Origin of the sequence: Flavobacterium branchiarum, from assembly GCF_030409845.1 — a bacterium.
GTDB classification, from domain to species: Bacteria; Bacteroidota; Bacteroidia; order Flavobacteriales; family Flavobacteriaceae; genus Flavobacterium; species Flavobacterium branchiarum.
In genome coordinates this window covers 813,709-839,604 of sequence record NZ_JAUFQQ010000005.1, presented here as the reverse complement: position 1 = coordinate 839,604, position 25,896 = coordinate 813,709, and the positions used below count along the sequence as shown (strand labels likewise).

Annotated in this window: 17 protein-coding genes and 3 tRNA genes; 19 read left to right on the top strand and 1 reads right to left on the bottom strand. The window is 32.4% G+C overall.

Annotated elements, in window-relative coordinates; all coding sequences use genetic code 11:
* Positions 1 to 198 precede the first annotated feature (198 nt).
* The 10 genes from QWY99_RS15565 (at position 199) to QWY99_RS15520 (ending at position 18,666) form a co-directional block, all read left to right on the top strand.
* Positions 199 to 3,333 carry a SusC/RagA family TonB-linked outer membrane protein gene (locus QWY99_RS15565; RefSeq protein WP_290266524.1) on the top strand — a complete coding sequence of 1,045 codons (3,135 nt, stop codon included), beginning with the start codon at positions 199 to 201 and terminating at the stop codon, positions 3,331 to 3,333.
* A gap of 11 nt (positions 3,334 to 3,344) precedes the next feature.
* Positions 3,345 to 4,814 (top strand): RagB/SusD family nutrient uptake outer membrane protein, encoded by a 1,470-nt coding sequence (locus QWY99_RS15560; protein WP_290266521.1) that lies wholly within the window; start codon positions 3,345 to 3,347, stop codon positions 4,812 to 4,814.
* 164 nt (positions 4,815 to 4,978) lie between these two features.
* On the top strand, positions 4,979 to 7,750 hold the full coding sequence (locus QWY99_RS15555) for an alpha/beta hydrolase family protein (RefSeq protein ID WP_290266519.1): 2,772 nt from the start codon (positions 4,979 to 4,981) through the stop codon (positions 7,748 to 7,750).
* Positions 7,751 to 8,159: 409 nt separating this feature from the next.
* Positions 8,160 to 11,291, top strand: a complete 3,132-nt coding sequence (locus QWY99_RS15550) for a SusC/RagA family TonB-linked outer membrane protein (RefSeq protein WP_290266517.1) — start codon at positions 8,160 to 8,162, stop codon at positions 11,289 to 11,291.
* A 4-nt stretch (positions 11,292 to 11,295) separates the two neighbouring features.
* Positions 11,296 to 12,696 (top strand): RagB/SusD family nutrient uptake outer membrane protein, encoded by a 1,401-nt coding sequence (locus QWY99_RS15545; protein WP_290266516.1) that lies wholly within the window; start codon positions 11,296 to 11,298, stop codon positions 12,694 to 12,696.
* Positions 12,697 to 13,087: 391 nt separating this feature from the next.
* Entirely contained in the window at positions 13,088 to 15,055 is a 1,968-nt protein-coding gene (locus QWY99_RS15540; RefSeq protein ID WP_290266514.1) for a putative porin, read from the top strand.
* A gap of 52 nt (positions 15,056 to 15,107) precedes the next feature.
* Positions 15,108 to 16,469 (top strand): pyridoxal-phosphate dependent enzyme, encoded by a 1,362-nt coding sequence (locus QWY99_RS15535; RefSeq protein ID WP_290266513.1) that lies wholly within the window; start codon positions 15,108 to 15,110, stop codon positions 16,467 to 16,469.
* Positions 16,470 to 16,559: 90 nt separating this feature from the next.
* Complete coding sequence (locus tag QWY99_RS15530) at positions 16,560 to 17,042, top strand: 3'-5' exonuclease (protein WP_290266512.1); 483 nt, start codon at positions 16,560 to 16,562, stop codon at positions 17,040 to 17,042.
* 58 nt (positions 17,043 to 17,100) lie between these two features.
* Complete coding sequence (locus tag QWY99_RS15525; RefSeq protein ID WP_290266511.1) at positions 17,101 to 18,372, top strand: DUF2851 family protein; 1,272 nt, start codon at positions 17,101 to 17,103, stop codon at positions 18,370 to 18,372.
* Positions 18,373 to 18,438: 66 nt separating this feature from the next.
* The gene (locus tag QWY99_RS15520; RefSeq protein WP_129537458.1) at positions 18,439 to 18,666 is read left to right on the top strand and encodes a PspC domain-containing protein; all 228 of its coding nucleotides are present in this window, start codon (positions 18,439 to 18,441) and stop codon (positions 18,664 to 18,666) included.
* Positions 18,667 to 18,729: 63 nt separating this feature from the next.
* Here QWY99_RS15520 and QWY99_RS15515 read toward each other — a convergent pair whose 3' ends face one another.
* Positions 18,730 to 20,196 carry an APC family permease gene (locus tag QWY99_RS15515; RefSeq protein WP_290266509.1) on the bottom strand — a complete coding sequence of 489 codons (1,467 nt, stop codon included), beginning with the start codon at positions 20,194 to 20,196 and terminating at the stop codon, positions 18,730 to 18,732.
* Positions 20,197 to 20,436: 240 nt separating this feature from the next.
* On the opposite strand from QWY99_RS15515, the gene QWY99_RS15510 reads away from it, so the two are divergent.
* The 9 genes from QWY99_RS15510 (at position 20,437) to tuf (ending at position 25,855) form a co-directional block, all read left to right on the top strand.
* Complete coding sequence (locus tag QWY99_RS15510; RefSeq protein ID WP_290266508.1) at positions 20,437 to 21,321, top strand: ComEA family DNA-binding protein; 885 nt, start codon at positions 20,437 to 20,439, stop codon at positions 21,319 to 21,321.
* 10 nt (positions 21,322 to 21,331) lie between these two features.
* On the top strand, positions 21,332 to 22,474 hold the full coding sequence (locus QWY99_RS15505) for an acyl-CoA dehydrogenase family protein (protein ID WP_290266506.1): 1,143 nt from the start codon (positions 21,332 to 21,334) through the stop codon (positions 22,472 to 22,474).
* A gap of 123 nt (positions 22,475 to 22,597) precedes the next feature.
* A complete protein-coding gene (gene rpsU, locus QWY99_RS15500) occupies positions 22,598 to 22,792 on the top strand; it encodes a 30S ribosomal protein S21 (protein ID WP_039111382.1) in 195 nt (64 codons plus the stop codon).
* A gap of 166 nt (positions 22,793 to 22,958) precedes the next feature.
* A complete protein-coding gene (locus QWY99_RS15495) occupies positions 22,959 to 23,855 on the top strand; it encodes a tyrosine-type recombinase/integrase (RefSeq protein WP_290266505.1) in 897 nt (298 codons plus the stop codon).
* A gap of 31 nt (positions 23,856 to 23,886) precedes the next feature.
* Positions 23,887 to 24,189, top strand: coding sequence for a ribosome hibernation-promoting factor, HPF/YfiA family (gene hpf, locus QWY99_RS15490; RefSeq protein ID WP_290266504.1), 303 nt, complete (start codon positions 23,887 to 23,889; stop codon positions 24,187 to 24,189).
* 90 nt (positions 24,190 to 24,279) lie between these two features.
* Positions 24,280 to 24,353, top strand: a tRNA-Thr gene (locus QWY99_RS15485).
* A 52-nt stretch (positions 24,354 to 24,405) separates the two neighbouring features.
* Positions 24,406 to 24,486 (top strand) — tRNA-Tyr (locus QWY99_RS15480).
* 54 nt (positions 24,487 to 24,540) lie between these two features.
* A tRNA-Thr gene (locus QWY99_RS15475) sits at positions 24,541 to 24,612 on the top strand.
* Between the two features lie 55 nt (positions 24,613 to 24,667).
* Complete coding sequence (gene tuf / locus QWY99_RS15470) at positions 24,668 to 25,855, top strand: elongation factor Tu (RefSeq protein ID WP_290266503.1); 1,188 nt, start codon at positions 24,668 to 24,670, stop codon at positions 25,853 to 25,855.
* The last annotated feature ends 41 nt before the right edge of the window (positions 25,856 to 25,896 follow it).

Genomic DNA, 25,896 nt, shown 5'->3' with positions numbered 1-25,896 from the left:
GTTAAAATTAGGAGTGATAAAATGCTATCTTTTTAGGTGTTTTTTTATAAACTACATTGGTTTTATGCTTATTTGTTACGTTTGTAATCTTAAATGTTAATAGAATATTAAAAAAAAATATTTTAAATTCGAAAATTGCTTGTTATTTTAAGAAATAATTAAGATGTTTGCGGCTTACTAATTCAAAAATAAACCAAAATGAAATTAAAATTACAATGGGTTTTAACGCTACTTTTAGCGTTATCTATGCAGTTTTCTTTTGCACAAGAGCGAACTGTTACTGGAAAGGTATCTGATAAAACAGGTGTTGTACCAGGAGTAAATGTCCTTGTGAAAGGGAGTAAGGTTAGCACTTATACCGATTTTGATGGGAGTTATTCAATAAAAGCGAAAACAGGAGATGTTTTAGTTTTTTCATACGTAGGTATGGCTAACAAACAAGTGACTGTTGGGGCTTCGAATACTTTAAATGTTGTAGTCGAGTCAGAAACTCTTTTGATGGATGAAGTTGTAGTTGTTGCTTATGGAAAAGTAAAAAGAAGTAGCTACACAGGATCAGTTGGAGCGGTAAAAGCAGAGCAAATTGCAGAAAGAGCTTTGACTAACGTTTTATCTGGTTTAGATGGAGCAACTCCAGGACTTCAGATTCAAAGTTCAGCTGGTCAACCAGGTTCGGCTCCGGCAATTAGAATTCGTGGTTTTAGTTCTATTAATGGGTCAAATACACCTTTGTATATTGTAGATGGTATTCCTTTTGCAGGAGATATCAGTACGATTAATAGTGCGGATGTTGAAAGTATGAGTATTTTGAAAGATGCTGCTTCAACATCATTATATGGTTCGAAAGCTGCGAATGGAGTAGTTATTATTACTACTAAAACAGGAAAGCCAGGTAAAGATAAATTTACATTAAACCTTAGTCAAGGTATATCTTCTAGATCAATTCCTGAGTACAGTAGAGTTAATGCTTATCAGTATTACCCATTAGAGTGGGAAGCTGTTAGAAATAGTAGATCTATGAAGACTCCAGCAGAAATTACTGCTGCTAATCTTTATGCAAGTAATAATATTAATACTTTATTAGTTGTAAACCCATTCAATGTTCCTAATAATCAAATTGTAGGAGTAGATGGTAAATTAAATCCTAATGCTAGTTTGTTGTATCCAGAAGATTTGGATTGGGAAAGACAACTTTCAAGAGCTGGTGTGCGAAGAAATGTAGATTTTTCTTACCAAGGGAGTAGTGAAAGATCTAATTATTTTGTTTCGTTAAGTAATTTAAATGAGCAAGGTATTATTAAAAAATCTGATTTTGAAAGAACTACAGCTCGTCTTAATGTTAATACAAAATTTAATGATTGGCTTAAAACAGGGGTGAATTTAACAGGAGCTCTTACAGATTCTAATCAAGCTGTTGACGGAGTTGATAATACTTCTTCATTCAATAACCCTTTTAGAACGATCAGATATATGGGGCCTATTTATCCTGTATTTGATCATAATCCAGATGGTAGTTATGTTGTTGATGGTGCTGGAGATAGAGTTTACTCAACAGTAAGAGGAGCTCAGGCTTCTACAGGACGTAACGTTGTTTATGAAACACTAAACAATAAAGACCGTGATGAATCAGTGTCTATATCTGCAAGGACTTTTGCTGAGTTTAAATTTTTAAAAGATTTTAAATTTACTACAAATTATGGTATTGATAAAAGAATGTTAAATACATCAGATTATACAAATAAAGTAATTGGTGATGCTGCAGGATCTGGAGGAGCATCTAAAACCGATAATATTTATACTGGTATTACTTTCAATCAACTTTTGGAGTATTCTAATTCTTTTGGCAATCATAATATTACTGCTTTGGTGGGTCATGAAAGTTTTGATTATGAAACTTCTTATTTTTCAGGTACTAAAAGAGGACAGGTTGTTAATGATAATTCAGAATTAATCAATTTTGTAACAGTTACAAACTTAGATTCTTTTAAGAGAAATTATAGTACGGAATCTTATCTTTCTAGATTAGGATATGATTATGATGGAAAATATTTGTTATCTGCATCATTCCGTAGAGATGGATCTTCTAAATTTACTACTAAATGGGGAAATTTTTGGTCATTTGGAGCAGCTTGGAATATTTCAAAAGAAAAGTTCTTAGCTAATAGTTCTTGGATTGACGATTTAAGAATTAGAGGTTCATATGGTGAGGTTGGTAATGATTCTCATACTAGTAATTCAGGATTGAATTTTTATGTAAATCAACCTACGTATGCATTAGGTTATGATAATGAGTCAGCAGGAGGTATTGTTTCTAATGGAATTGGAGCACCAAATTTGATATGGGAACAGAACGCGCAAGCTGATATAGCTCTTGAATTCTCAACTTTTAAGAGCAGGTTTAGTGGTTCGGTTGAATATTATCATCGTAAAACGGATGGTCTTATTTTCGAAGTTCCTAATCCGTTGTCACTTGGTTTAGATACAAGAACAGAAAATATAGGTTCTATGTATAATAGCGGTATTGAATTAGCATTAAACGCAGTGATTGTTAAAACACCAAGTTTTTCATGGGACTTTAATGTGAATGCTTCAACCATCAAAAATAAAATTACTGAACTGCCTCAGAAGGAGATTATTAATGGGTCAAAAAAATTAGAAGTTGGTAGTTCAATGTTTGATTATTGGTTGAGAGAATGGTACGGAGTAGATGCTGCTGATGGATATGCATTATATGTTTCTGATCCTAATTTAATTGTTGCTGGAGATGTAGAACAACGTGTTGTTAATGGTGTTAATGTAACTACAAATCATACAAAAGCCAACTATCATTATGCAGGTTCAGCTTTACCTGATTTGTTTGGAAGTTTTACTAATACTTTTAAATATAAAGGTTTAGAGTTGAGTGTTATGTTTACTTATCAGATAGGTGGTCAAACTTATGATTCTAACTACGCTAGTTTAATGCATACTGGTAATCAATATGGTTCAGCATTAAGTACGGATATTTTAGACAGATGGCAAAATCCTGGTGATATTACTAATGTTCCAAGATTGGATGTTAATAGAAATACACAATCTTCTGCTGCTTCTGATAGATGGTTGATTGATTCAGATTATTTATCATTCAGACAAGCTAATTTATCTTATAATTTGCCTAGAAATTTAGTAGATAAGTTAGGTGTAGATAATATGAAGTTTTTTGTAAATGGTGAAAACTTGTTACTTTTTACTAAGAAAAAAGGAATGGATCCAACTCAAAACTATAACGGTACGACTCAAAACAGATTTTCTCCTGCTAGAATTATCTCATTAGGTCTTAGCTTAAACTTTTAATATTAAAAAATATGAAAATTAATTTATCAAAATATATAATAGCAGCTTCTTCAATGCTGTTATTAGGATCATGTTCTGAGGATTTCTTAGAAAAAAAACCAACCGAATTTATAAGTGAAGAGGCAGCTACTGCTGATACAGAAGCATTGTATTTAGCTATAAATGGAATACATCGTTCGATGTACATTAGATATGAAGATCAAGGACAAACAGGTGTAGGGGGAATAATGCAACAAATGGACATTATCGGAGACGATTTAGTCTTCCCAGCTACAAATGGATTTTTCTTAGGTGTTTATAACTGGACAGCACCTTCAAATGATAATTCATCAGAAGTGAGGTTTCCTTACAGAACTTTTTATCAAATTATTAGAAATGCTAATGCAATTATAAACAATGCTGATGCTGCTAAAGGGGAACAGATAGATAAGGATATTACTAAAGGGCAAGCCCTTTTATATAGAGCTTTTTCTCATTTTCAATTAGTTCAAATTTTTGGAAAAAGATATGTACCTGGAACTGCTAATAGTCAAGACGGAGTACCTTTAGCTTTAGATACTAAAACTATGGTAGGAAGATCTAGTGTTGAGGATGTTTATAAACAAATCAATGCTGATATCGATAATGCTATAGTTCTGTTAGATGGATATAAAAAGCCTAATAATTCTAATTTAGATTTACCAGTAGCTTATGGATTAAAAGCTCGTGTAAATTTAACTCAAGGAAATTGGTCTGTTGCTGCAGATAATGCTGTTAAAGCAAGAACTGGTAAACAATTAATGTCGATTGCTGATTACACTAAAGGATTTAATGATTATAATAATGTAGAATGGATGTGGGGTAGCCATATTATAGAGTTACAAACAGCTTATTTTGCTAATTTTGGAGCTTATATGTCACGTAACTTTAATTCAACAGTTATTAGAACATGTCCTAGAGCTATTAATAGTAAATTGTACGATCAAATTCCTACAACAGACGTACGTGCTGCAGTATTTAGCAAAACAGGTGCGCATCCTGGAATAGCTTTGGTTTCTACAGCTCAGAAATTCCCATATACAAGTCAAAAGTTCTTATCAGTAAGTACTGCAGATAGTCGTTGTGATGTTCCTTATATGAGAGTTGCAGAGATGTATTTGATTGAGGCAGAAGCAAAAGCTAAATTGGGTGCTGCAGATGCGGCTCAAGTTTTATTTTCTTTCGTTAGCAAAAGAAATCCTTCATATGTGTTGTCAACAAAAACTGGACAAGCTTTAGTTGATGAAGTTATTTTTCAAAGAAGAATAGAACTTTGGGGAGAAGGATTCAGATTTTTTGATTTAAAAAGAACAAACTCTGATTTAGATAGAACTGGAGCAAACCATAATTCTACTTATGTAGGAGGAGTTTTCTCTGTTCCTGCATCAGATAAAAGATGGCAATGGTTAATTCCTAGAGCGGAAATTAATGCCAATCCATTGATTAAACAAAATGAACTTTAAATAAATAAAGAGCTACAATAGTGATATTGTAGCTTTTTTTTTAGTTACAATTTGTGCTAGATGAATTTGTGTAATACACAATTTGTAGTATGTACATTATTTATGTAGTTTTACAAATAATAGTTGAATTGTTGAACCAGAATCATTCCTAATAAAATAGAATTATGATGTTTAAAATGTATGTATTTGTTTCTTTATTTTTTGTAGCGTCTGTATCATTTGCACAAAAAAAATCACTCACTGTAGATGATTACGATAATTGGAAGCAAATAGAAAAGCCACAGTTGTCTGGAAATGGAGCGTATTTAGTATATGAATATAATCCAGGAAATGGTGATGGTAAGCTTGTTATAGTTAATGTTAAAACAAAAGCGTCAGATACAATTTCTAGAGGATACGATGCTCAAATCAATGGAAAAAGCACGTTTGTATCATTTAAGATAAAACCTGAGATAGCCGTTAGACGAAAAGCTGAAACAAAGAAATTAAAAAAAGAAAAACTACCTATTGATTCTTTGGGAATTTATGTGTTTAAAACAAAAGTGGTAAAAAAATATCCAAGTCTTAAAAATTTCAGTCAGCCAGCTGAAGGAGGAGAGTGGCTTGCTTATAAAACAATTTTGAAAACTGTAAAAGCAAAAGATTCAGCAGGAGTTGATAAAAAAATAAAGGCAAAACCAAAGAGCGATACTATTGTCGTGGTTTATAATCCGATACTGAAAGATAGTATCGCGTTTTTGAATATTAAAAATTTTACTTGGTCAAAGAAAGCTGATAAATTATTGCTTCATTCAGAGAAAAAGAAAGATTCTTTAACTACATCAGCATTATTATATTTTGATGCAGGGAGTAAAAAAACAGATACTATTTTTAAATCAAAAGGGACAATATCAAAGATTGCTATAGAAGATAGAGGTGATAAATTAGGATTTCTATTTTCATCAGATACAGCAAAAATTAAAAAATACCAGTTATATAAAGGAACAAAATCATTAGTAGCAGAATTAAAAGCAAACAGAATAAAGAATCTTCCTGAGAACTGGAATTATTCTGATAAAGGGAATTTGTTTTTTTCAGAAAATGGAAAAAGATTGTTCTTTGGGAATGCCCTATTTGAAGCAGAAAAGCCTAAAGATACTTTACTAAATAAAGAGCGTGCAACCCTTGATATATGGGCATGGACAGATAAAGAGTTGCAACCGCAACAGATTGTAAATAATAAAAAAGAGCAGAATAGAACCTATCAGGCAGTATATGATTTTAGTTCAGATAAAGCCGTTCAGCTTGGTAATACATTAGTCCCTGATATCACAGTGTTTAATAACGGTGATGGAGATTATGCTTTAGGAACTAATGGAGATTCTTATAAAAGAGCTTCTTCATGGACCGCTTTATTTGTAAAAGATTTTTATAAAATAGACCTTAATACAGGTGAGCAAAAGTTATTGATTAAAGAACAAGACCAAGTGTGGTTTGGAGGTTCGCAAAAATATGCAGTTTACTACAACCGTAAGGATAGTGTTTATTATTCAATTAATTTAAAAACAAATCAGCACAAATCATTAACCAAAGGAGTGAAAGTTGCTTGGTATGATGAGCGAAATGATCAACCTAATGAACCTTCACCATATGGTATCGCAGGTTGGGACGAAGGGGATAAATTCGTCTATATCTATGATCGTTATGATATTTGGAAGTTTGATCCAGATTCAAAAATACAACCAAAAAGAATCACAAAAAACGGAAGAGAAACTAAAAAGGTATATCGTTATCTTCAGATAGATAGCGAAGAGAAGTTTATAGACACTAAAAAACAAGTGTTACTATCCGTTTTTGAGGATGATACTAAAAAATCAGGATATGTTTATTCTGATTTTAATAAAGAGAATACACCAACAGTTATAATGGAAGGGGATTATTTCTTTACAACTCCAAAGAAAGCAAAGAACAGTAAGACTATTTTTTATACTAGACAAAATTATCAACAGTATCCTGATATTTGGGTTACTACAACTGACTTTGATTCTCCTGAACAAGTAACAAAAGCTAATCCCCAACAGAAAAATTTTAAATGGGGATCCGTAAGTTTAGTAGAATGGAAGAATAATGATGCCGTTACTTTACAAGGATTGTTATACAAACCAGAGAACTATGATCCAAACAAAAAATACCCAATGGTAGTGTATTTTTATGAGTTAAATTCAGATACATATCATCGTCATTATGCTCCTCAGCCAAGTAGATCTACTATTAATAGAACATTGTATACAAGTAATGACTATTTTGTTTTTGTTCCAGATATAATTTACAAAGAAGGACTTCCTGGACAAAGTGCATATAACTGTATTGTGAGTGGTGTAGAAAGTATGATAAAACAATTTCCAGCAATCGATGAAAAGCATATTGCTCTTCAAGGACAAAGTTGGGGAGGTTACCAAACGGCATATCTTATAACACAAACCAATATGTTTGCTGCTGCTATGGCAGGAGCTCCAGTTAGTAACATGACAAGTGCTTATGGTGGTATTAGATGGGAAACAGGAATGAGTAGAATGTTTCAGTACGAACATACTCAGAGTAGAATCGGTAAAACTCTTTGGGAGGATTTAAATGGATATATTAAAAATTCACCTTTATTTTATGCAGATAAAGTTCAAACACCTTTATTAATGATGCATAATGATAATGATGGAGCTGTGCCATGGTATCAAGGAATTGAATATTTTACTGCATTACGTCGTTTAGATAAACCCGTTTGGATGTTAAACTACAATGGCGAACCACATAATCTTAAAGCTGAGAGTTGGGGAAATAGAAAAGACTTGTCAACTCGAATGAAACAATTTTTTGATCATTATTTAAAAGGAGAAAAAGCTCCAGAATGGATGACTAAAGGAAGATCAAATCTTGAAAAAGAAAGCAACAAAGCATATTAAACTAAAAAGGTTACTCATTTGTATATGATTAAATTGAGTTAACTTTTATAAAGATAAGGGCAACTAAATAGCCCTTAATTTTAATAATTTTCAAAACTGCCCAAAATATTTTGGGCAGTTTTTTTTTGGTGAAATAAATTGTGCAATCTTCTTTATATAGTTTGTATGTAATATTTTTTAAGAATTATGCAGTACTATTAATTTTATTTAGTTATGGTTTCTTGTTAAAATACAGTATAGGTTTGTTAGCCGTTTTTTATTCTAATTCGCTTTTAATCTATTGTTTATAGTTTATTTCTTATTCTTTAATTTAAACAAAGTAAGAAAAATTTTTATATTTTTAATATTATGTTGTTATTGTAAGAAATATTTGTTTGTTTTGCCGCATACTAATTATAAAACATTTAACATGAAATTAAAATTTACGTGGATTTTAACAATGCTAACGTTTTTGACCATGCAGTTTTCTTTCGCACAAGAGAAAACTATTTCTGGAATTGTTTCAGATGATGTAGCAGGACCAATTCCGGGAGTAAACGTTACTATTAAAGGCACTACTATTGGTGTTCAAACAGATTTTGACGGTAAATATTCTGTTAAAGCAAAACCAGGAGATGTACTTATATTTTCTTATATGGGAATGCTAGACAAAACAATTACAGTTGGCACATCTTCAGTAGTGAATATTGAGATGAAGGAAGATGGTAAAGCACTGGAAGAAGTAGTCGTAATGGGATATGTTACTAAATCAAAAAGTAATATGACAGGTAGTTCAAAGCAACTTTCAGGCACTGTTTTAAGTGGTGTTCCAACAGTTTCGGTTGATCAGGCATTACAAGGAAAGGTAGTTGGTTTACAAGTGTCAAGTTCTTCTGGAACACCAGGTTCTGTTCAGGACATTCGTATTAGAGGAGCAGGATCAATTTCGGCAAATAATCAGCCTCTTTACGTTATTGATGGTGTACCCGTTATAAGTGGTGACCTTTCTGGGGGTAATGATAATAAAACGATTCAAGCAACAAAAAGTACCGGTTCATCAATGTCAGTTTTAGCTAGTTTAAATAGTCATGATATAGAAAGTATGACAATTTTGAAAGATGCATCTGCAACCGCAGCTTATGGAGCAAGAGGATCTAATGGAGTGATTGTTATTACGACAAAAAGAGGAAAAATTGGGAAACCATCTTATAATTTTAGTAATTCTATTGGTTTCCAGAATAATGCTGTTACAGGAAGAAATGTGCTTACTGGTGATCAAAGAAAAGAATTGTATTTAGATGCTGTTTATAATACTTATGGTGCTTCAGATGGATTTGATAGAGCTGGCGCTGAAAATTGGATATTAAAAACTCCAGAAGGACAAAAAGTTGATGCAAGTAAAGCAAATTTGAAAGATTGGGATGGTGTAAGCCATAATTGGGGTGAATTGTTAAAAAATAAAAATGCTCTAGTTCAGAATACAGATTTCTCTGTGTCAGCTGGGGATGAAAAAACAACTTTTAATGCTTCGCTTGGATATAATAAGACTGAGTCCACTATTAGAGGTGCAGAATTTAGACGTTTTACAGCGGCATTAGGCTTTACAAGAAAATTAAGTGAAACGCTTAAGTTCAGTACAGCTAACTTTTTTTCTGAAGCAAAGCAAAATGGTATTTTGGAAGGAACGGGAACTTTTAGTAACCCAAATTTAACAAAATACTTTATGAATCCATGGGTGAATCCTTATAACAGTGATGGAACATATAATATTGGTAAAGGAGCAAATGTTTCGGATATTGGATATTGGACTACTTTACATAATGTTCTCTATACTTTAGCAAATAATGTTAAGACTAATAATTTATTAGGGCTTAGATCTAATAATACATTAGATTGGAAAATCTCAAATAATTTCAAGTATAAATCTGTGTTTGCTGTAGATTATAATATGAATACGTATCATAGATATAATAATAGAATGCATGGCGACGGTAGGGATTACAAAGGTACTGTAGAGCAAAGTATAAGAAGAAATACAAATCTAGTTTCGCAAAACTCTATTAATTATACTTTGAGATTAGACAAGCATAACTTTGATGCAACGGCCTTATTTGAACACCAAAAGAATAAAAATGATTTTATCGGAGGATATGGAGAGAATATTGGTTCAGATGACTTAATCTATTTAGATGTTGTTTCAAAAAATAAAAAAACAATAGGGAATTTTTCTGATTGGCTCAATGTTTCTTATTTAGGTTTGTTCAATTATAGCTATGAAAATAAATATGTATTTGATGCTACATATAGAAGAGAAGGCTCGTCTAAATTTGCACCCAAACATCGTTTTGGTAATTTCTGGTCAGTAGGAGCAGCATGGAATATTAGTAATGAGGAATTCATGGAAGGGTCTATTTTTAATAATTTGAAACTTAGAAGTTCTTATGGTACTTCTGGGAATAGTGGTATAAACGAGAATTCTTACCAAAGATTAATAGCATTTGATGTTAGTTATGATTCAGAGCCAGTAGCTTACCCATCAACTATAGGTAACGAGTTGTTGACTTGGGAAAAAAATAAAACAGCCGATGTTGGTTTAGAATTTGGATTGATTAAAAACAGATTTTCAGGAAGTGTCTCGTACTATAATAGAGAGACCTATGATTTGCTACAGGAAGTACCATATTCATTAACTCAAGGAGTTCCTACAGGAACTAGTGTGATACAATTAATGAATGCAGGTGCAGTATTGAATCAAGGAATAGAAATTGAATTAAATGTAGATGTTTTTAGAGGAAAAGATTTTAATTGGTCTATTTCAGGAAACTATTCACACAATACCAATGAGGTTAAAAAATTAGCAAAAGATCCAACAGGAAAAGATATAGAGATTACTACATCAACTAAAATTACAAAAGTTGGAGAATCAATAGGGACTTGGAATATGCGTAAATGGGCTGGAGTAGATCCTACAAATGGATTGCCTTTGTGGTATGTTAATGGTATAGCTGGAGAAACAACATCTGTTTATAATAAAGCGAAAGTAGCGATGCAAGGTAAATCTGCACCGGTTTATTCTGGTGGATTTGGGACCCATATAGACTATAAAGGCGTTTATCTTGATGTTTCGTTTTATTTAGCAGGAGGTCATAAAGTTTATGAAGATTGGGCGGGCTATACTCAAAGTACTGGAGATTTTACTTTTGTTCGTTTTAACGGTACAGAAAATTTAATGGATAGATGGCAAAATCCTGGCGATGTAACTTCAACTCCTAAGATGGAGCTTGGCGAAGGACGTAATGCTGCAAGTACATCAACAAGATTTTTGTATGATGGAGATTATATAAGAATGAAAGATATGGTTTTAGGGTATAGATTCAGTCCAGAAACTGTAAAATTCATGAACCTTGCTGGATTAGATATGTCAGTGAGAGGAACAAATTTATTGACTTTTGTGAAAGATGGTAAGATGAAATATGATCCAGAGGTGAGAGCAGATGGCTTTACTAGTCTGGTTAGTCCTCCAGTAAAATCGGTAGTATTTGCAATTAACCTAAAATTATAAGAAAATGAGAAAAATAATATATAGCTCTTTAGTTCTTTTGGGGCTCATTTTGAGTTCATGTACTGATGGAGATTTAGAACCTAAACTTAGTATAAATAAACCTAGCACAGAAATAAAAACTGTAGGAGATTTAAAAATAATGCTTGGTGGAGCTTATGACATAATGACCACATTTGGTTATTATGGTCGAAATGTAATGGTTTTTGGCGATGTTCGTTCGGATAATGCTTATGCAAATGGAAACTCGGGTCGCTTTAGAACTTCAGCAGCGATGAATATGACAAATGCAGATAGTGATGCGAATGATGCTTTTTTAAGAATGTATGCAGTAATAGCTAATTGTAATATTATTCTAGATGCTACTATTGTAGTCGATCCTAATATCGTTGGGAATGAGGCAGAAATTAATTACGTAAAAGGGCAAGCTTTGGCTTTACGTGCTTTAGTACATTATGATCTAGTGCGTATTTATGGGCAACAACACGTTGCAGGTGGAGATTTAAGTTCTTTAGGGGTGTCTTATGTTAAACATTTTTTAGATTCAAATGCAATGAAGCCTAAAAGAAGCACTGTTGAAGAAGTAAAATCTTTTGTTTATGCAGATTTGGACAAAGCCTTGTCAATGATGGATAAAGCTTATGATAAAGGAAATAAGAAGGCGATCAGAACAATAACAATTCATGCTATTAAAGCACGGGTTGCATTATATTTTGGAGATTGGGATATTGCTAAAACAGCATCTCAAGAGGTTATTGATAATAGTGGAGCTAGGCTACTAACTGCTACAGAATATGCAGATTCTTTTAAAGCAAATCTTCAGCCAAATTCTATTTTTGAATTGGTATTTACTTCTGATGACAATCTAACTAATAATAGTTTATTCAACATATATAATAATACAGGCTATGGAGACATCGTCGTTTTAGAAGATCTAAAAGACCAATTTTCTTCTTCAGATGTTAGAGGGAATATGATTTCTGTTCAAGAAAAATTTCGTTTGAGAAATACAGGTAAGTTTATAAAAGCAGATGTAAATGTTGTTTTGTTTAGATTTGAGGAAATGTTACTAATAAATGCAGAATCTACTTTTAGACTTAATGAAGCAGATCCCCTTGCTTTGGCAAGTTTAAATTTGTTAGCAATAAATCGTGGTGCAACTCCATATGAATCTATATCAGTAGAGAATATTCTTTTAGAACGTAGAAAAGAATTATGTTTTGAAGGATTTAGATTTGATGATATTGCAAGAACAAAGATGAATATGCCAGTTGTAGACGCCGTTAAACAAACGTATGATGATTTAGGTTTAGAAGGGATTACTTATGGTAGTTCTAGATATGCGTTTCCTATTCCTCTAAAGGAAATGAATGCAAATCCGAATATAGTTCAGAATATGGGTTATTGATTCTAGTAACACTAGTAAAGTAAAACTAGAAAAATGAATTTTAATTAAAAAAAACAGTAGAACTGTCCAAAATATTTTGGGCAGTTTTTTTTTGAATAAGAGTTTGCTAAACTTTAAAGCGAGGATTTCTTGTGGGATTTATGCTGTGCCGTTATTTCAGAGCTAGTCACTGTTATTTCCTATGGCATTTAGGAGAGAATAGTAATTGGAAAGGGAAGTTTTTACGGTATAATTATCCAAAGGGATTTTTTAACGGGAATATTGACTTGTAAGACACTTAAGCAATATTTGCCAATATCTTATTTCTTTAGTTCTAGTCAATTTTTTTTCATTTACCTTTGCCACATTCAAATAGTTGATAATAATATCTAAATATATATAACCCTTTCAAATGAGAATTCCTTTTTTAATTTATATTCTAGTACTACCCACACTATTGTTTTCTCAGGCAAAAGTAAATAATAAAAGTAATCTAGACATGAATGGTGTTCATCGTGGGCTTAATGATACCATAAAAGCGAAAAAGAAAGTTGCTAGGATAGATCAATATAGATATATAACACTTGAGCGTGATACTACTTATGTAGATACATCGCTTACAATCCAAAAAGAATACAGCCATAATTATTTACGAAAGGATAATTTTGGACTATTGCCTTTTTCTAATATCGGACAAACATACAATACACTTCAATATAGCTTAACCGATTTTACTCCATATCCAGAAATGGGGTTTAAAGCAAAGCATTTTAACTTTCTTGAAGCCAATCAAGTTCAATATTATTCTGTAGCAACTCCATTGACAGAATTGTTTTTTAAATCGACAATCAATAAGGGACAATTGCTAAATTCATTTATCACCTTAAATTTAACAGAGCGATTTAATATTTCGGCAGAATACAAAGGCTTACGATCTGAAGGAAAATATATAAATCAATTGTCGAGTACAGGGAATTTTAAATTAACAGCAAGTTATAGTACTAAAAAAGGACAATATTATATTAACGGACATTATACATATCAAGATATCTTGAATGAAGAAAATGGAGGGATAACTACTCCCGAAGATTTTGAAAGTGGAAATCCGGATTTTAAAAACCGACAAAGACTTGAAGTATATCTGACTGATGCAAAATCATTCCTAAAAGGGAAAAGATTATTTTTTGATCATGCTTATAGGATAAATGAAACCAAAGGGAGTAATAATCTATATGTAACACATCAATTTAATTATGAAAATAAATTTTTTGAATACAACCAGCCAACAGTATTGTCAGCGGTTCTTGGTTCAAGAAATGTGCTACGATTTGGAGATTCGTACGTAACAAGTAATATTAATGACCAGTCGCATTATAACAAAATGTATAATAAGGTAGGCGTAGTATATGAGAACATATTGTTAGGTAAATTTCAATTTTTTGTAGATGATTTTAGGAGTAATTCATACTATGGGAGAGTTATAATTTTGGATAAAGGAGGGATTATCCCAAGTTCATTAAATCAAAAAATTAATAGTTTTGGAGGTCAATATGAATATCAAAAAAATAAGTGGAACGGAAGATTTTTATATTCAAGATCATTAACTAATCAGTCGCTATCAAATTTAGACGCAAAGCTTAAACATGATTTTAATGATAAAATTAAATTTTCGTTTGAGTATCAAAACATAAATAAACTACCTAATAATAATTATTCCTTGTACCAAAGCAGTTTTGTAGAGTACAATTGGTCTAAAAGTTTTAAAAATGAAAAGATTAACTCTTTAAGTGCAAGTGCAACTACACCATGGGTTAACATGTCATTTCAATATTCGGTATTGAAAGATCATTTATATTTTGAAGATAAAGCGACAGCTATACAAGCTAAACAAGGTACTCAAATTATAAAACCGGTTCAATATGATGGTACAATTAATTACTTAGAAGTAAAGGCTAGTAAAGAATTCAAATTTGGACGTTTTGCCTTAGATAATACTATTTTATATCAAAAAGTAGATCAGGCAGATGCAATCTTAAATGTACCAGAAATTGTAACAAGAAATACATTGTATTACACTGATCATTTGTTCAAAAAAGCGCTTTTTTTTCAAACAGGAATTGTATTTAATTATTTTACTAGTTATTATGGAAATGATTATAACCCTGTAATTGGTGAATTTTTTGTTCAGAATAAGAAAGAAATAGGAAATTATCCGAACCTTGACTTTTTTATAAATGCAAAAATCAGACAAACGAGAATCTTCTTAAAAGTAGAGCATTTCAATTCATCGTTTTCAGGTAATAATTTCTATTCAGCACCTAATACTCCATATCGTGATTTTGCTATCCGTTTTGGTTTAACTTGGAATTTCTTCCAATAAAATTAATTAATAATAATGGGAATCAAATTGTATATTTTCCAAACTTAATAAAATGAATTACTCAAAAAATATTTTAGAAACAATCGGTAATACGCCTTTAGTTAAACTTAACAAAATCGTTACCGGAATAGATGCTTTGGTTTTAGCTAAAGTTGAAACTTTTAATCCAGGAAATTCTGTTAAGGATAGAATGGCTGTAAAAATGGTCGAAGATGCAGAAGCAGATGGACGCTTAAAGCCAGGAGGAACTATAATTGAAGGAACCTCAGGGAATACTGGAATGGGATTAGCACTAGTTGCGATCATAAAAGGATACAAGCTAATTTGTGTAATTTCGGATAAGCAATCAAAAGAAAAAATGGACATCTTGCGTGCAGTAGGAGCAAAAGTAGTGGTTTGTCCAACCGATGTAGAACCAACAGATCCTCGTTCGTACTATTCAGTATCAAAACGATTGGCAGAAGAAACTCAAAACTCATGGTATGTAAATCAATACGATAATCCATCAAATGCTTTAGCACATTATGAGCAGACTGGCCCGGAAATCTGGGAACAAACTGAAGGTAAAATAACACATTTTGTTGTAGGAGTAGGTACAGGAGGAACAATATCTGGAGTTGCAAAATACTTAAAAGAGAAAAATCCTAATATTAAAATCTGGGGAATAGATACCTATGGTTCTGTTTTTAAGAAATACCACGAAACAGGCATTTTTGATGAGAACGAAATTTATTCCTATATAACGGAAGGAATTGGAGAAGATATTTTACCTAAAAATGTTGATTTTTCATTGATAGACGGATTCACAAAAGTAACAGATAAAGATGCAGCTGTTTATACTAGAAAAATTGCACTTGAAGAAGGAATCTTTGTAGGTAATTCAGCTGGAGCTTGTATAAAAGGATTGTTGCAACTAAAAGAGCATTTTACAAAAGATGATGTAGTAGTTGTTCTTTTTCATGATTCAGGAAGTCGTTATGTTGGTAAAATGTTTAATGACGATTGGATGCGTGAAAGAGGTTTTCTTGAAGAGAGTGTTACCAAAGCAGAAGATGTTATAAAAGACCATATCGATAAGCCTTTAATCGTTGTACGTACTGAAGAATTGGTTTCACATGCTATTGAGAGAATGCGTAAATATAAAATATCTCAAATTCCAGTAGTTGATATTACCGGGTTTGTTGGTTCAGTTGATGAAACTGATTTGTTTAGAAGTTATGTAGCTGATAAAAATGTAGCCGAAAAACCAATTAAAGAAGTAATGGGAAAACCTTTTCCTATTGTGAAATTAGGAACTCCAATAGAAGAAGTCTCGAAACTTTTTACAAAAGAAAATGATGCTGTCCTTGTAGAACTTGGAAACGGAAGTCATCATATTATAACCAAATACGACATAATTGGTTCGATAAAATAAAAGAATAGTTCACAACAAATTAAATAGCCACAAATTTAGCGAGAAAGTTTGCTGAATTTGTGGCATTTTTAGCTTATAAAAATAGTAAAAATGACTTTCACAGCTATAGATTTTGAAACAGCTACAGGTTTTCATCCTTGCTCAGTGGGTATTGTAACTGTAGAAAATGGAGTTATAATTGATGAGTTTGTTACATTGATCAAACCACCTAATAATGAATACTCTCCGTTTACAATTAGAGTGCATGGTATTTATCCTCGAGATACAATAAATGCTAAGACATTTGCTCAAGTATTTCCAGAAATAAAAAAGCGTCTAGAGAATAGAATTGTTGTTGCTCATAATGAGAGTTTTGATCGTAATGTCTTAGTGAAGTCAATGGCATTATATGGCTTAAATTATGAAGACTTAAATATAGCATCGCGATGGGAGTGTACGGTCAAAATATATAAAGCAAAAGGATTAAAACCTACTAAGTTGAGTGATTGCTGTAAGGAAATGAATATTCAACTTAACCATCACGAAGCCTTATCTGATGCAAGAGCTTGTGCTAAATTGTATTTATTGAAGTAATTTTCTTATTTATTTAATTTTTTTGCATTACTTTAGTCGATCTTTAAAAGACTAAATAATGAAAGAAGATTTTCTACATTACCTATGGAAATATAAAAAATTTGATACTTTAAATCTCAGAACGTTCAATAATGAGGAGATAGTAATCATTAGTGTTGGTCAATATCTAGAATTGGCCGGGCCCGATTTTTTTAATGCTCAAATAATAATTGGGAACCAAAAATGGGCTGGAAATATTGAAATTCACTTAAAATCATCTGATTGGTACTTACATAATCATGAAAAAGATATCGCTTATGAAAGTGTTATTCTGCACGTGGTCTGGGAGCATGATAGTGAAATATTCAACCAAAATAATTCAGAGATACCTGTTTTAATTTTGAAAAATTATGTTTCTGAAGAAATTATTGAAAACTATAAAACGTTATTAACTCCTAAATCTTGGATTTTTTGTGAAAAAGAAATTAAAGACATTGATAAATTTTCATTTCTAAATTGGCAAGAACGCTTGTTTGTTGAGCGCTTAGAGCGTAAATCTATGTCTATTTATGATTTATTAGAAAAAACAAATAATGATTGGGAGTCTGTTTTATTTAGTTTCCTAGCTAAGAACTTTGGTTTAAATACTAATGGGGATTCTTTTTTACAATTAGCACAATCAATACCATTTACGGTAATTAGAAAAGAAAGCTTTGAAGTTGAGAATTTAGAAGCTTTACTTTTTGGTAATGCTGGTTTATTGAATACAGACAAAGAAGATAATTACTTTAAAGATTTAAAAATTAGATATTTTTATCTTCTGCATAAATATCAATTGGAGAGAAATCATATTGAGCCATTGCAGTTTTTTAAGCACCGTCCAGATAATTTTCCAACAGTTCGCCTTTCCCAATTGGCTAATTTGTATCATAAATACCAAAATCTGTTTTCAAAACTTATAAATTTAAATACAGTTCAGGAAATCTATGATTTGTTATTGGTGTCTGTGACTCCATATTGGCAAAATCACTATCAGTTTGATAAAGAAAGTCCTTTTAAATCGAAGCAGACTGTTCGCTCTTTTGTCGATTTGCTTATTATTAATACAATTATCCCAATAAAATTCGCATACGCTAAAAAGCAAGGAATGTTTGCGCTAGAAGACTTAATGGTAATTTTAAATGAAATTAAACCTGAAAAGAACGCTATTATTGACAAGTTTAAAACATTCGAAATTGTTGCCCATAATGCTTTAGAAACGCAGTCTTTATTACAATTAAAAAATGATTATTGTAATAAAAACAGATGCCTTGATTGTGTAGTCGGAATGGAATTGCTAAAGGGGAATTAGAGAAATTTAAGATTAAGGAATTAGAAGAGGACTAAATTTTGTATTTTTGCTCATTATCTAAAGTATATGTCAGCAATTATTAAACTTAAATTTTTTTTTGAAAAATACGGTTTTCACGTTTCTTCTAGGTTAGCAGATAGGTTGGGAATGCGAGTAACAAGTGTTCGTTTGTTCTTTATCTATATATCTTTTGTTACGGCAGGACTTTGGTTCGGAGTGTATTTAACATTAGCATTTTGGATTAGATTAAAGGATTTAGTACGAGCAAAAAGGACTTCTGTTTTTGATTTATAAAACATAAAAAAACCTCCAAAATTTAAAAATTTGGAGGTTTTTTTTATGAAATTATCATGATACTTATTCCGTATCAGTTTTGTTAAGTTTTGATCTTTTCTTACTGTATCCAAAGTATACAATAATACCGATAAGCAACCATCCAAATGATAATAATTGAGCTTCTTTACTCAAATTAATGATTAAATATGTGTTGATTGAAATTCCGCAAACAGCAATTATTGGAAGAGCAGGAACCTTAAAAGTTCTAGTCAAATTGGGTTGTTTTACTCTTAAAATCCAAACGGCTATACAAACCATAGTAAAGGCGAATAAAGTACCGAAACTTGTCATTTCTGCTAATTTATTGATTGGTGTAAATGCAGCAACAATTGCGATAATACCTCCTAAAATCATTAAATTGTTTTTTGGTGTTCCTGAAAGTGGGTTTACTTTTGAGAATACAGAAGGAATTAATCCATCTTTAGACATACCTAAGAAAATTCTAGATTGTCCCATAATCATAACCATTAATACAGAAACTAATCCCACAGTAGCAGCGATTGTGATTATGAAACCAGCCCAAGCTTGTCCAGCAATATCAAAAGCATAGGCAACTGGAGCTTTGATTGCTTCAGGATATTTTCCTAGCGGATTAAAATCTTTATAATTTATCATTCCTGTTAATACTAAAGAAACAAGGATGTATAACGTAGTACAAATTAATAAAGACGTGATGATAGCAAATGGAACGTCTTTTTTAGGATTAATAGCTTCTCCAGCTTGTGTAGAAACAGCATCAAAACCTACGTATGCAAAGAAAATAGCAGCTGCTCCAGATATAACTCCATTAATTCCGTAAGCATTATGTGTTGTTCCTTTTTCTATAATTTGTGTAGCCTCTGGGATAAATGGATGCCAGTTGTCTGTATTGATAAAGAACAAACCTGCAATAATCACAAATATTACAGCCGAAACTTTAAGTATAACAATCATATTGTTAGCTTTTGCAGCTCCTTTTGTTCCTTTAATAAGTATAGAAATAACTAATATTACAATTAGAAATGCTGGTAAGTTCATAGAAAAGCCTTCTCCTGTGTAACTTGCTGGGTCAGTTGTAAGCCAGTCTGGGAGTTCTATATGGAACATTTTAAGTAATTTATTAAAATACCCAGACCAAGAGACTGCTACTGTCATTGATCCCATTGCGTATTCTAGAATAAGACCCCAGCCTATAATCCATGCAAAAATTTCTCCAATCGTACCATAAGCATAAGCGTAGGCAGAACCTTCAACGGGTAGAATAGAAGCAAATTCAGAATAACAAAGAGCTGCAAAAACACAGGCAATACCTGCTATAATAAAAGAAAGAGCTAATGCTGGTCCTGCATGATAGTATGCGCCTGTACCTGTAAGAACAAAAATTCCTCCTCCGATAATGGCACCAACTCCAATGGCTGTTAGGCTCCATTTTCCTAAAACTCTTTTTAAATCACTTTTTTTCATATCGGCTTCAAAAGCAGATATTGGTTTAACTCGCATTATTGACATACTCTAATTGTAGATTATTGTTATTAAGTCCCAAATGTATTCTTTTTTATAAAAGAATAAAAACATTTCATGCGTTTTATGTTGTAAAATAATAGATTTCTTAAAGAATTATTGTTTTGTCTTACTTTCTTTATTAACTGTATTGTTTCTTTTAGTTTTTTATTATAGAATAAATCTTGTTAAATCATTGTTTTTTTTGATTAATTTGCAGCTTCAAATAAATTGTAATTTTAGTCAAAGATGAATTTTAGAAAAATACAAGCCTATTTTAAATTTAGTCGAGATCAAAGAATTGGTATCTATTTACTGTTTGCGATAATTATCATCTTGCAGTTGGTTTATTTTTTTGCAGATTTTAATTCATCACCTTTTTTTCCTGAAAAAGAAAAATGGATGTCTTTACAAAGAGAAATTGACTCAATTAAAAATCACGATGGAAATAAAGAAGAAAAAAAATATCTATTCAATCCAAATTTTATTACCGATTACAAAGGGTACAAATTGGGTATGACCATTGATCAAATTGATCGATTGCTGGCTTTTAGAAGGGAAAATAAATATGTGGGTTCTGCAAAAGAATTTCAAGACATAACTAAGGTTTCTGATTCTTTACTAGTTACGATGGTTCCTTATTTCAAATTTCCTGATTGGATACAAGGAAAGAAGGAGGTTAAAAGGACGAGGAATTATTCTAGCGAAAAGGAGGTTGTGAAAAAAAAGAAAATAATAGTAATAGATATTAATCAGGCAACTCAAGAGGATTTGGTTAAAGTTTCTGGAATTGGAGATGTTCTTTCATTACGAATTTTAAAGCAAAAAGAAAGATTAGGACATTTTGTTTCTATGGAGCAACTTAAAGAAGTGTGGGGGCTTTCGCCAGAAGTTCTATCGAATTTAAATAGTCATTTTGATATTTTAGAACTTGATTCTTTTAAGAAAATAGCAATAAATGATGCTTCTTTGAAAGAGCTTTCAAGCTTTCCGTATTTCCGGTATGTGTTGGCGAAACAAATCCTAATTCATCGAAGTATGAATGGAAATATAAATAATATTGAGGATTTGATAAAAATTAAGGGCTTTCCTGTTGAAAAAGCAAAAATAATTGGTTTATATTTGGAGTTCTAAAAATATACTAATGAATTTTGATTATAACGAAACGCAATCTATGATTGCTCAGTCCATAAAAGAATTTGCTGAAAAAAATATCCGCCCATATATAATGGAGTGGGATGAAGCGCAAACATTTCCAATTCCACTCTTCAAAGAATTAGGTGCAATGGGTTTTATGGGAGTGTTAGTTCCCGAAGAATATGGAGGATCAGGACTGGGATATCATGAATATATAACCATTATTGAGGAAATTTCAAAAGTAGATCCTTCAATTGGATTGTCGGTTGCGGCTCATAATTCATTATGTACAAATCATATTTTAACTTTTGGTAACGAAGAGCAAAAGAAAAAGTGGATTCCTAAATTAGCAACAGCAGAACATATTGGGGCATGGGGATTAACTGAGCATAATACAGGTTCAGATGCAGGAGGTATGAATACAACGGCTGTTAAAGATGGCGATTTCTGGGTTGTAAATGGTGCTAAAAATTTTATTACACATGCTATCTCTGGAGATATTGCAGTTGTGATAGTTCGTACTGGTGAAAAGGGAGATTCTAAGGGTATGACTGCTTTTGTTTTTGAAAAAGGAATGCCAGGCTTTTCGTCAGGGAAGAAAGAAAATAAATTAGGGATGCGTGCAAGTGAAACAGCAGAGTTAGTTTTTGATAATTGCCGTGTGCCAGATGCAAATAGATTAGGAGAGGTTGGACAGGGTTTTGTACAAGCAATGAAAATCTTAGATGGTGGACGAATTTCTATTGGGGCATTGTCTCTAGGAATTGCTAAAGGAGCATATGAAGCAGCGTTGAAATACTCAAAAGAAAGATATCAATTCGGGCAACCAATCAGTAGCTTTCAGGGAATTTCATTTAAATTAGCGGATATGGCAACCGAAATCGAGGCTTCTGAACTGTTATTGCATAAAGCTGCATTTTTAAAACAACAGCATAAACCTGTGACTACGTTAGGTGCGATGGCTAAAATGTATTCATCTGAGGTGTGTGTAAAAGTAGCTAATGAGGCAGTTCAAATTCATGGTGGATATGGGTATACAAAAGATTTTCCTGTAGAAAAATTCTATAGAGACTCTAAGTTATGTACTATTGGTGAGGGAACTACAGAAATTCAAAAATTAGTTATTTCAAGAAATATCTTAAAAGACTAACTGTATATTACAGGGGTGTATGATGTCTTGTAATATTTTAAAAAAAAATAAACTGTAGTTTATGGTGTGTAATTAGAATAAATGTTTAATTTTGCGCTCTTAACGAGAGGGGGTGTCAAAATTATGTTAATTATACCAATTAAAGACGGAGAAAATATCGATAGAGCATTAAAGCGCTATAAGAGAAAATTTGATAAAACAGGAACTGTTCGTCAGTTAAGAGCACGTACTGCTTTTATTAAGCCATCTGTCAAAAATAGAATCAAAATTCAAAAAGCTGCTTACATTCAAAACATGAAAGACAACTTAGAAAGTTAGATAAAAATCTATATTGAAATAAATACCGTTAGTCATCAAAATTTTATAACTTTGATGCTAACGGTTTTTTTTTTTTTTTGTTTTATAGAATTAATGTAATTGTGAGTTATGGGATTGTTGATGTAGGTTGTGATATGTTCTTTATGTAATAAAATAGAGGGTAAGTATGAAAACGAATAAGCAAGCATTTCAGGAACATCTCCAGTTAGAGAAAAAGTATTCTTTACATACGCTGGGTGCTTATATGAATGACATTGTTTCTTTTGAGTCATTTAATAAACTTCATTTTGATCAAGAAAATATTGATCAGGTGAATTATAGTCAAATTAGGTCTTGGGTGGTTTTGCTTGTTGATTCAGGGGTGTCAAATGTTTCTGTAAACCGTAAGATGGCATCTTTGAAGGCTTTTTATAAATTTTTATTGAAGACGAAGCAGCTTGAGGTTAGTCCGATGCAGAAACATAAGGCTTTGAAAACTCCGAAAACAATACAGGTTCCGTTTTCAGAAAAGGAGTTGGTGGATTTGATGAGTCAATTAGACGGGAATGGCGGGTTTGAAGAAGTTAGGAATAAGTTGATAGTTGATTTGTTTTATGCGACGGGTATTCGGAGGGCGGAGTTGATTGGATTGTTGATGGTTAATGTAGATTTGTCTGCGAATACAATTAAGGTTTTGGGTAAGCGTAATAAGGAGCGTGTGATTCCGGTTTTGCCCGTTGTTGTGGAGCAGTTTTTGTTGTATGTAAAAGAACGTGAAAATGTTGAGGATATAGTTGATAAGGATTATTTTTTTATTACTAAAAAAGGGTTAAAATTGAATGAAACCTTTGTTTATCGATTAATAAATTCATACTTTAGTAAAGTCTCTGAAAAGGTAAAGAAAAGTCCGCATGTTCTCCGACATACATTTGCGACTCATTTATTGAATAACGGAGCTGATTTGAATTCAGTAAAGGAATTGTTGGGGCATTCAAGTTTGGCATCTACACAAGTATATACGCATAGTAGTTTAGCGGCTCTTAAAAAAGTGTATGCAGATGCGCATCCAAGAAATAAGCAATAGTTCTAAAATGTTTAATTCTAAAATAACTATTATGAAGGTAAGTATTAATGCGGTTAACTTCGCTATTGACAGAAAATTGGTAGATTTCGTTCAAGACAGAATGGATAAGTTGGAAAAGTATTATGATAGAGTTGTGTCAGTGGATGTTTTTTTAAAAGTTGAAAAAACTAGCGATAAAGAGAATAAGATTGCTGAGATAAAAATTAATGTTCCGGGTGATGATTTTTTGGTAAAAAAGCAGTGTAAAACCTTTGAGGAGGCGGTTGAGCTTTCTGCTGAATCTCTAGAGAGATTGTTGATTAAGAGGAAAGAAAAAATAAGAACGCATATTTAATGTAATTTTTTTTAAAAAATGTTTTGATTCAAAGATAAAATAGCTACATTTGCAGTCCGTTAGAAATAGCGGACTTTTTTTATCAAAAATGCCAGCGTAGCTCAGTTGGCTAGAGCAGCTGATTTGTAATCAGCAGGTCGTGGGTTCGAGTCCCTCCGCCGGCTCAAAATAGTTCAAATGCGATTTGAAATAGTTCATGTGATTATTGATAAAAAAGGGGAGATACTCAAGCGGCCAACGAGGGCAGACTGTAAATCTGCTGTGAGAACTTCGCAGGTTCGAATCCTGCTCTCCCCACAAAAAAAAAATGATTTTAGACTTTAGGTTTAGAATTGATGTTTAAAATGCTCTGCCGGTGTAGCTCAGGGGTAGAGTGCTTCCTTGGTAAGGAAGAGGTCTCGGGTTCAATTCCCGACATTGGCTCAAGTAAGTAGGAAATTGAAAATTAATATATAACTAAGATTAAAAATTAAGTAAAATGGCAAAGGAGAATTTTAATCGTTCCAAACCGCACTTAAACATAGGTACAATTGGACACGTAGATCACGGAAAAACTACATTAACTGCAGCAATTACTAAAGTATTGTCTGATGCAGGTTACTGTCAAGCTAAATCGTTTGATCAAATCGATAACGCTCCAGAGGAGAAAGAAAGAGGTATTACAATTAATACTTCACATGTTGAGTACGAAACAGCTAACCGTCACTACGCTCACGTTGACTGTCCAGGTCACGCGGATTACGTAAAGAACATGGTTACTGGTGCTGCTCAAATGGATGGTGCTATCTTAGTAGTTGCTGCTACAGATGGTCCAATGCCACAAACACGTGAGCACATCCTTTTAGGACGTCAGGTTGGTATTCCAAGAATGGTTGTATTCATGAATAAAGTGGATATGGTTGATGATGCTGAGTTGTTAGAGCTTGTTGAGATGGAAATCAGAGACTTGTTATCTTTCTACGAGTATGATGGAGATAATGGTCCTGTTGTTCAAGGTTCTGCTTTAGGTGGATTGAACAATGATCCTGCTTGGGTTCCTAAAATTTTAGAATTGATGGATGCTGTTGATAGCTGGATTGAAGAGCCAATTCGTGATACTGCTAAGCCTTTCTTAATGCCAGTTGAAGATGTATTTACAATTACAGGACGTGGAACTGTTGCTACAGGTCGTATCGAAACTGGAATTGCTAATACTGGTGATGCTGTTGAAATCATTGGTATGGGAGCTGATAAATTAACTTCTACTATTACAGGAGTTGAGATGTTCCGTAAAATCCTTGATAGAGGTGAAGCTGGAGATAACGTAGGTTTATTGTTAAGAGGTGTTGATAAAGAATCTATCAAAAGAGGAATGGTTATCATTAAGCCAGGATCAGTAAAACCACACGCTACTTTCAAAGCAGAGGTTTATATCTTGAAAAAAGAAGAAGGTGGACGTCATACTCCATTCCATAATAACTACCGTCCACAGTTCTACGTACGTACAACTGACGTAACAGGAGTTATTACTTTACCAGAAGGTGTAGAGATGGTAATGCCAGGAGACAACTTGACTATCAATGTTACTTTATTAAGCCCAATCGCAATGAGCGTAGGTTTACGTTTTGCTATCCGTGAAGGTGGTAGAACTGTAGGTGCAGGTCAGGTAACTGAAATCGTAGGATAATCCTATAAAATAAAATTATAAAAGCCAGCTGATTTTCTTAA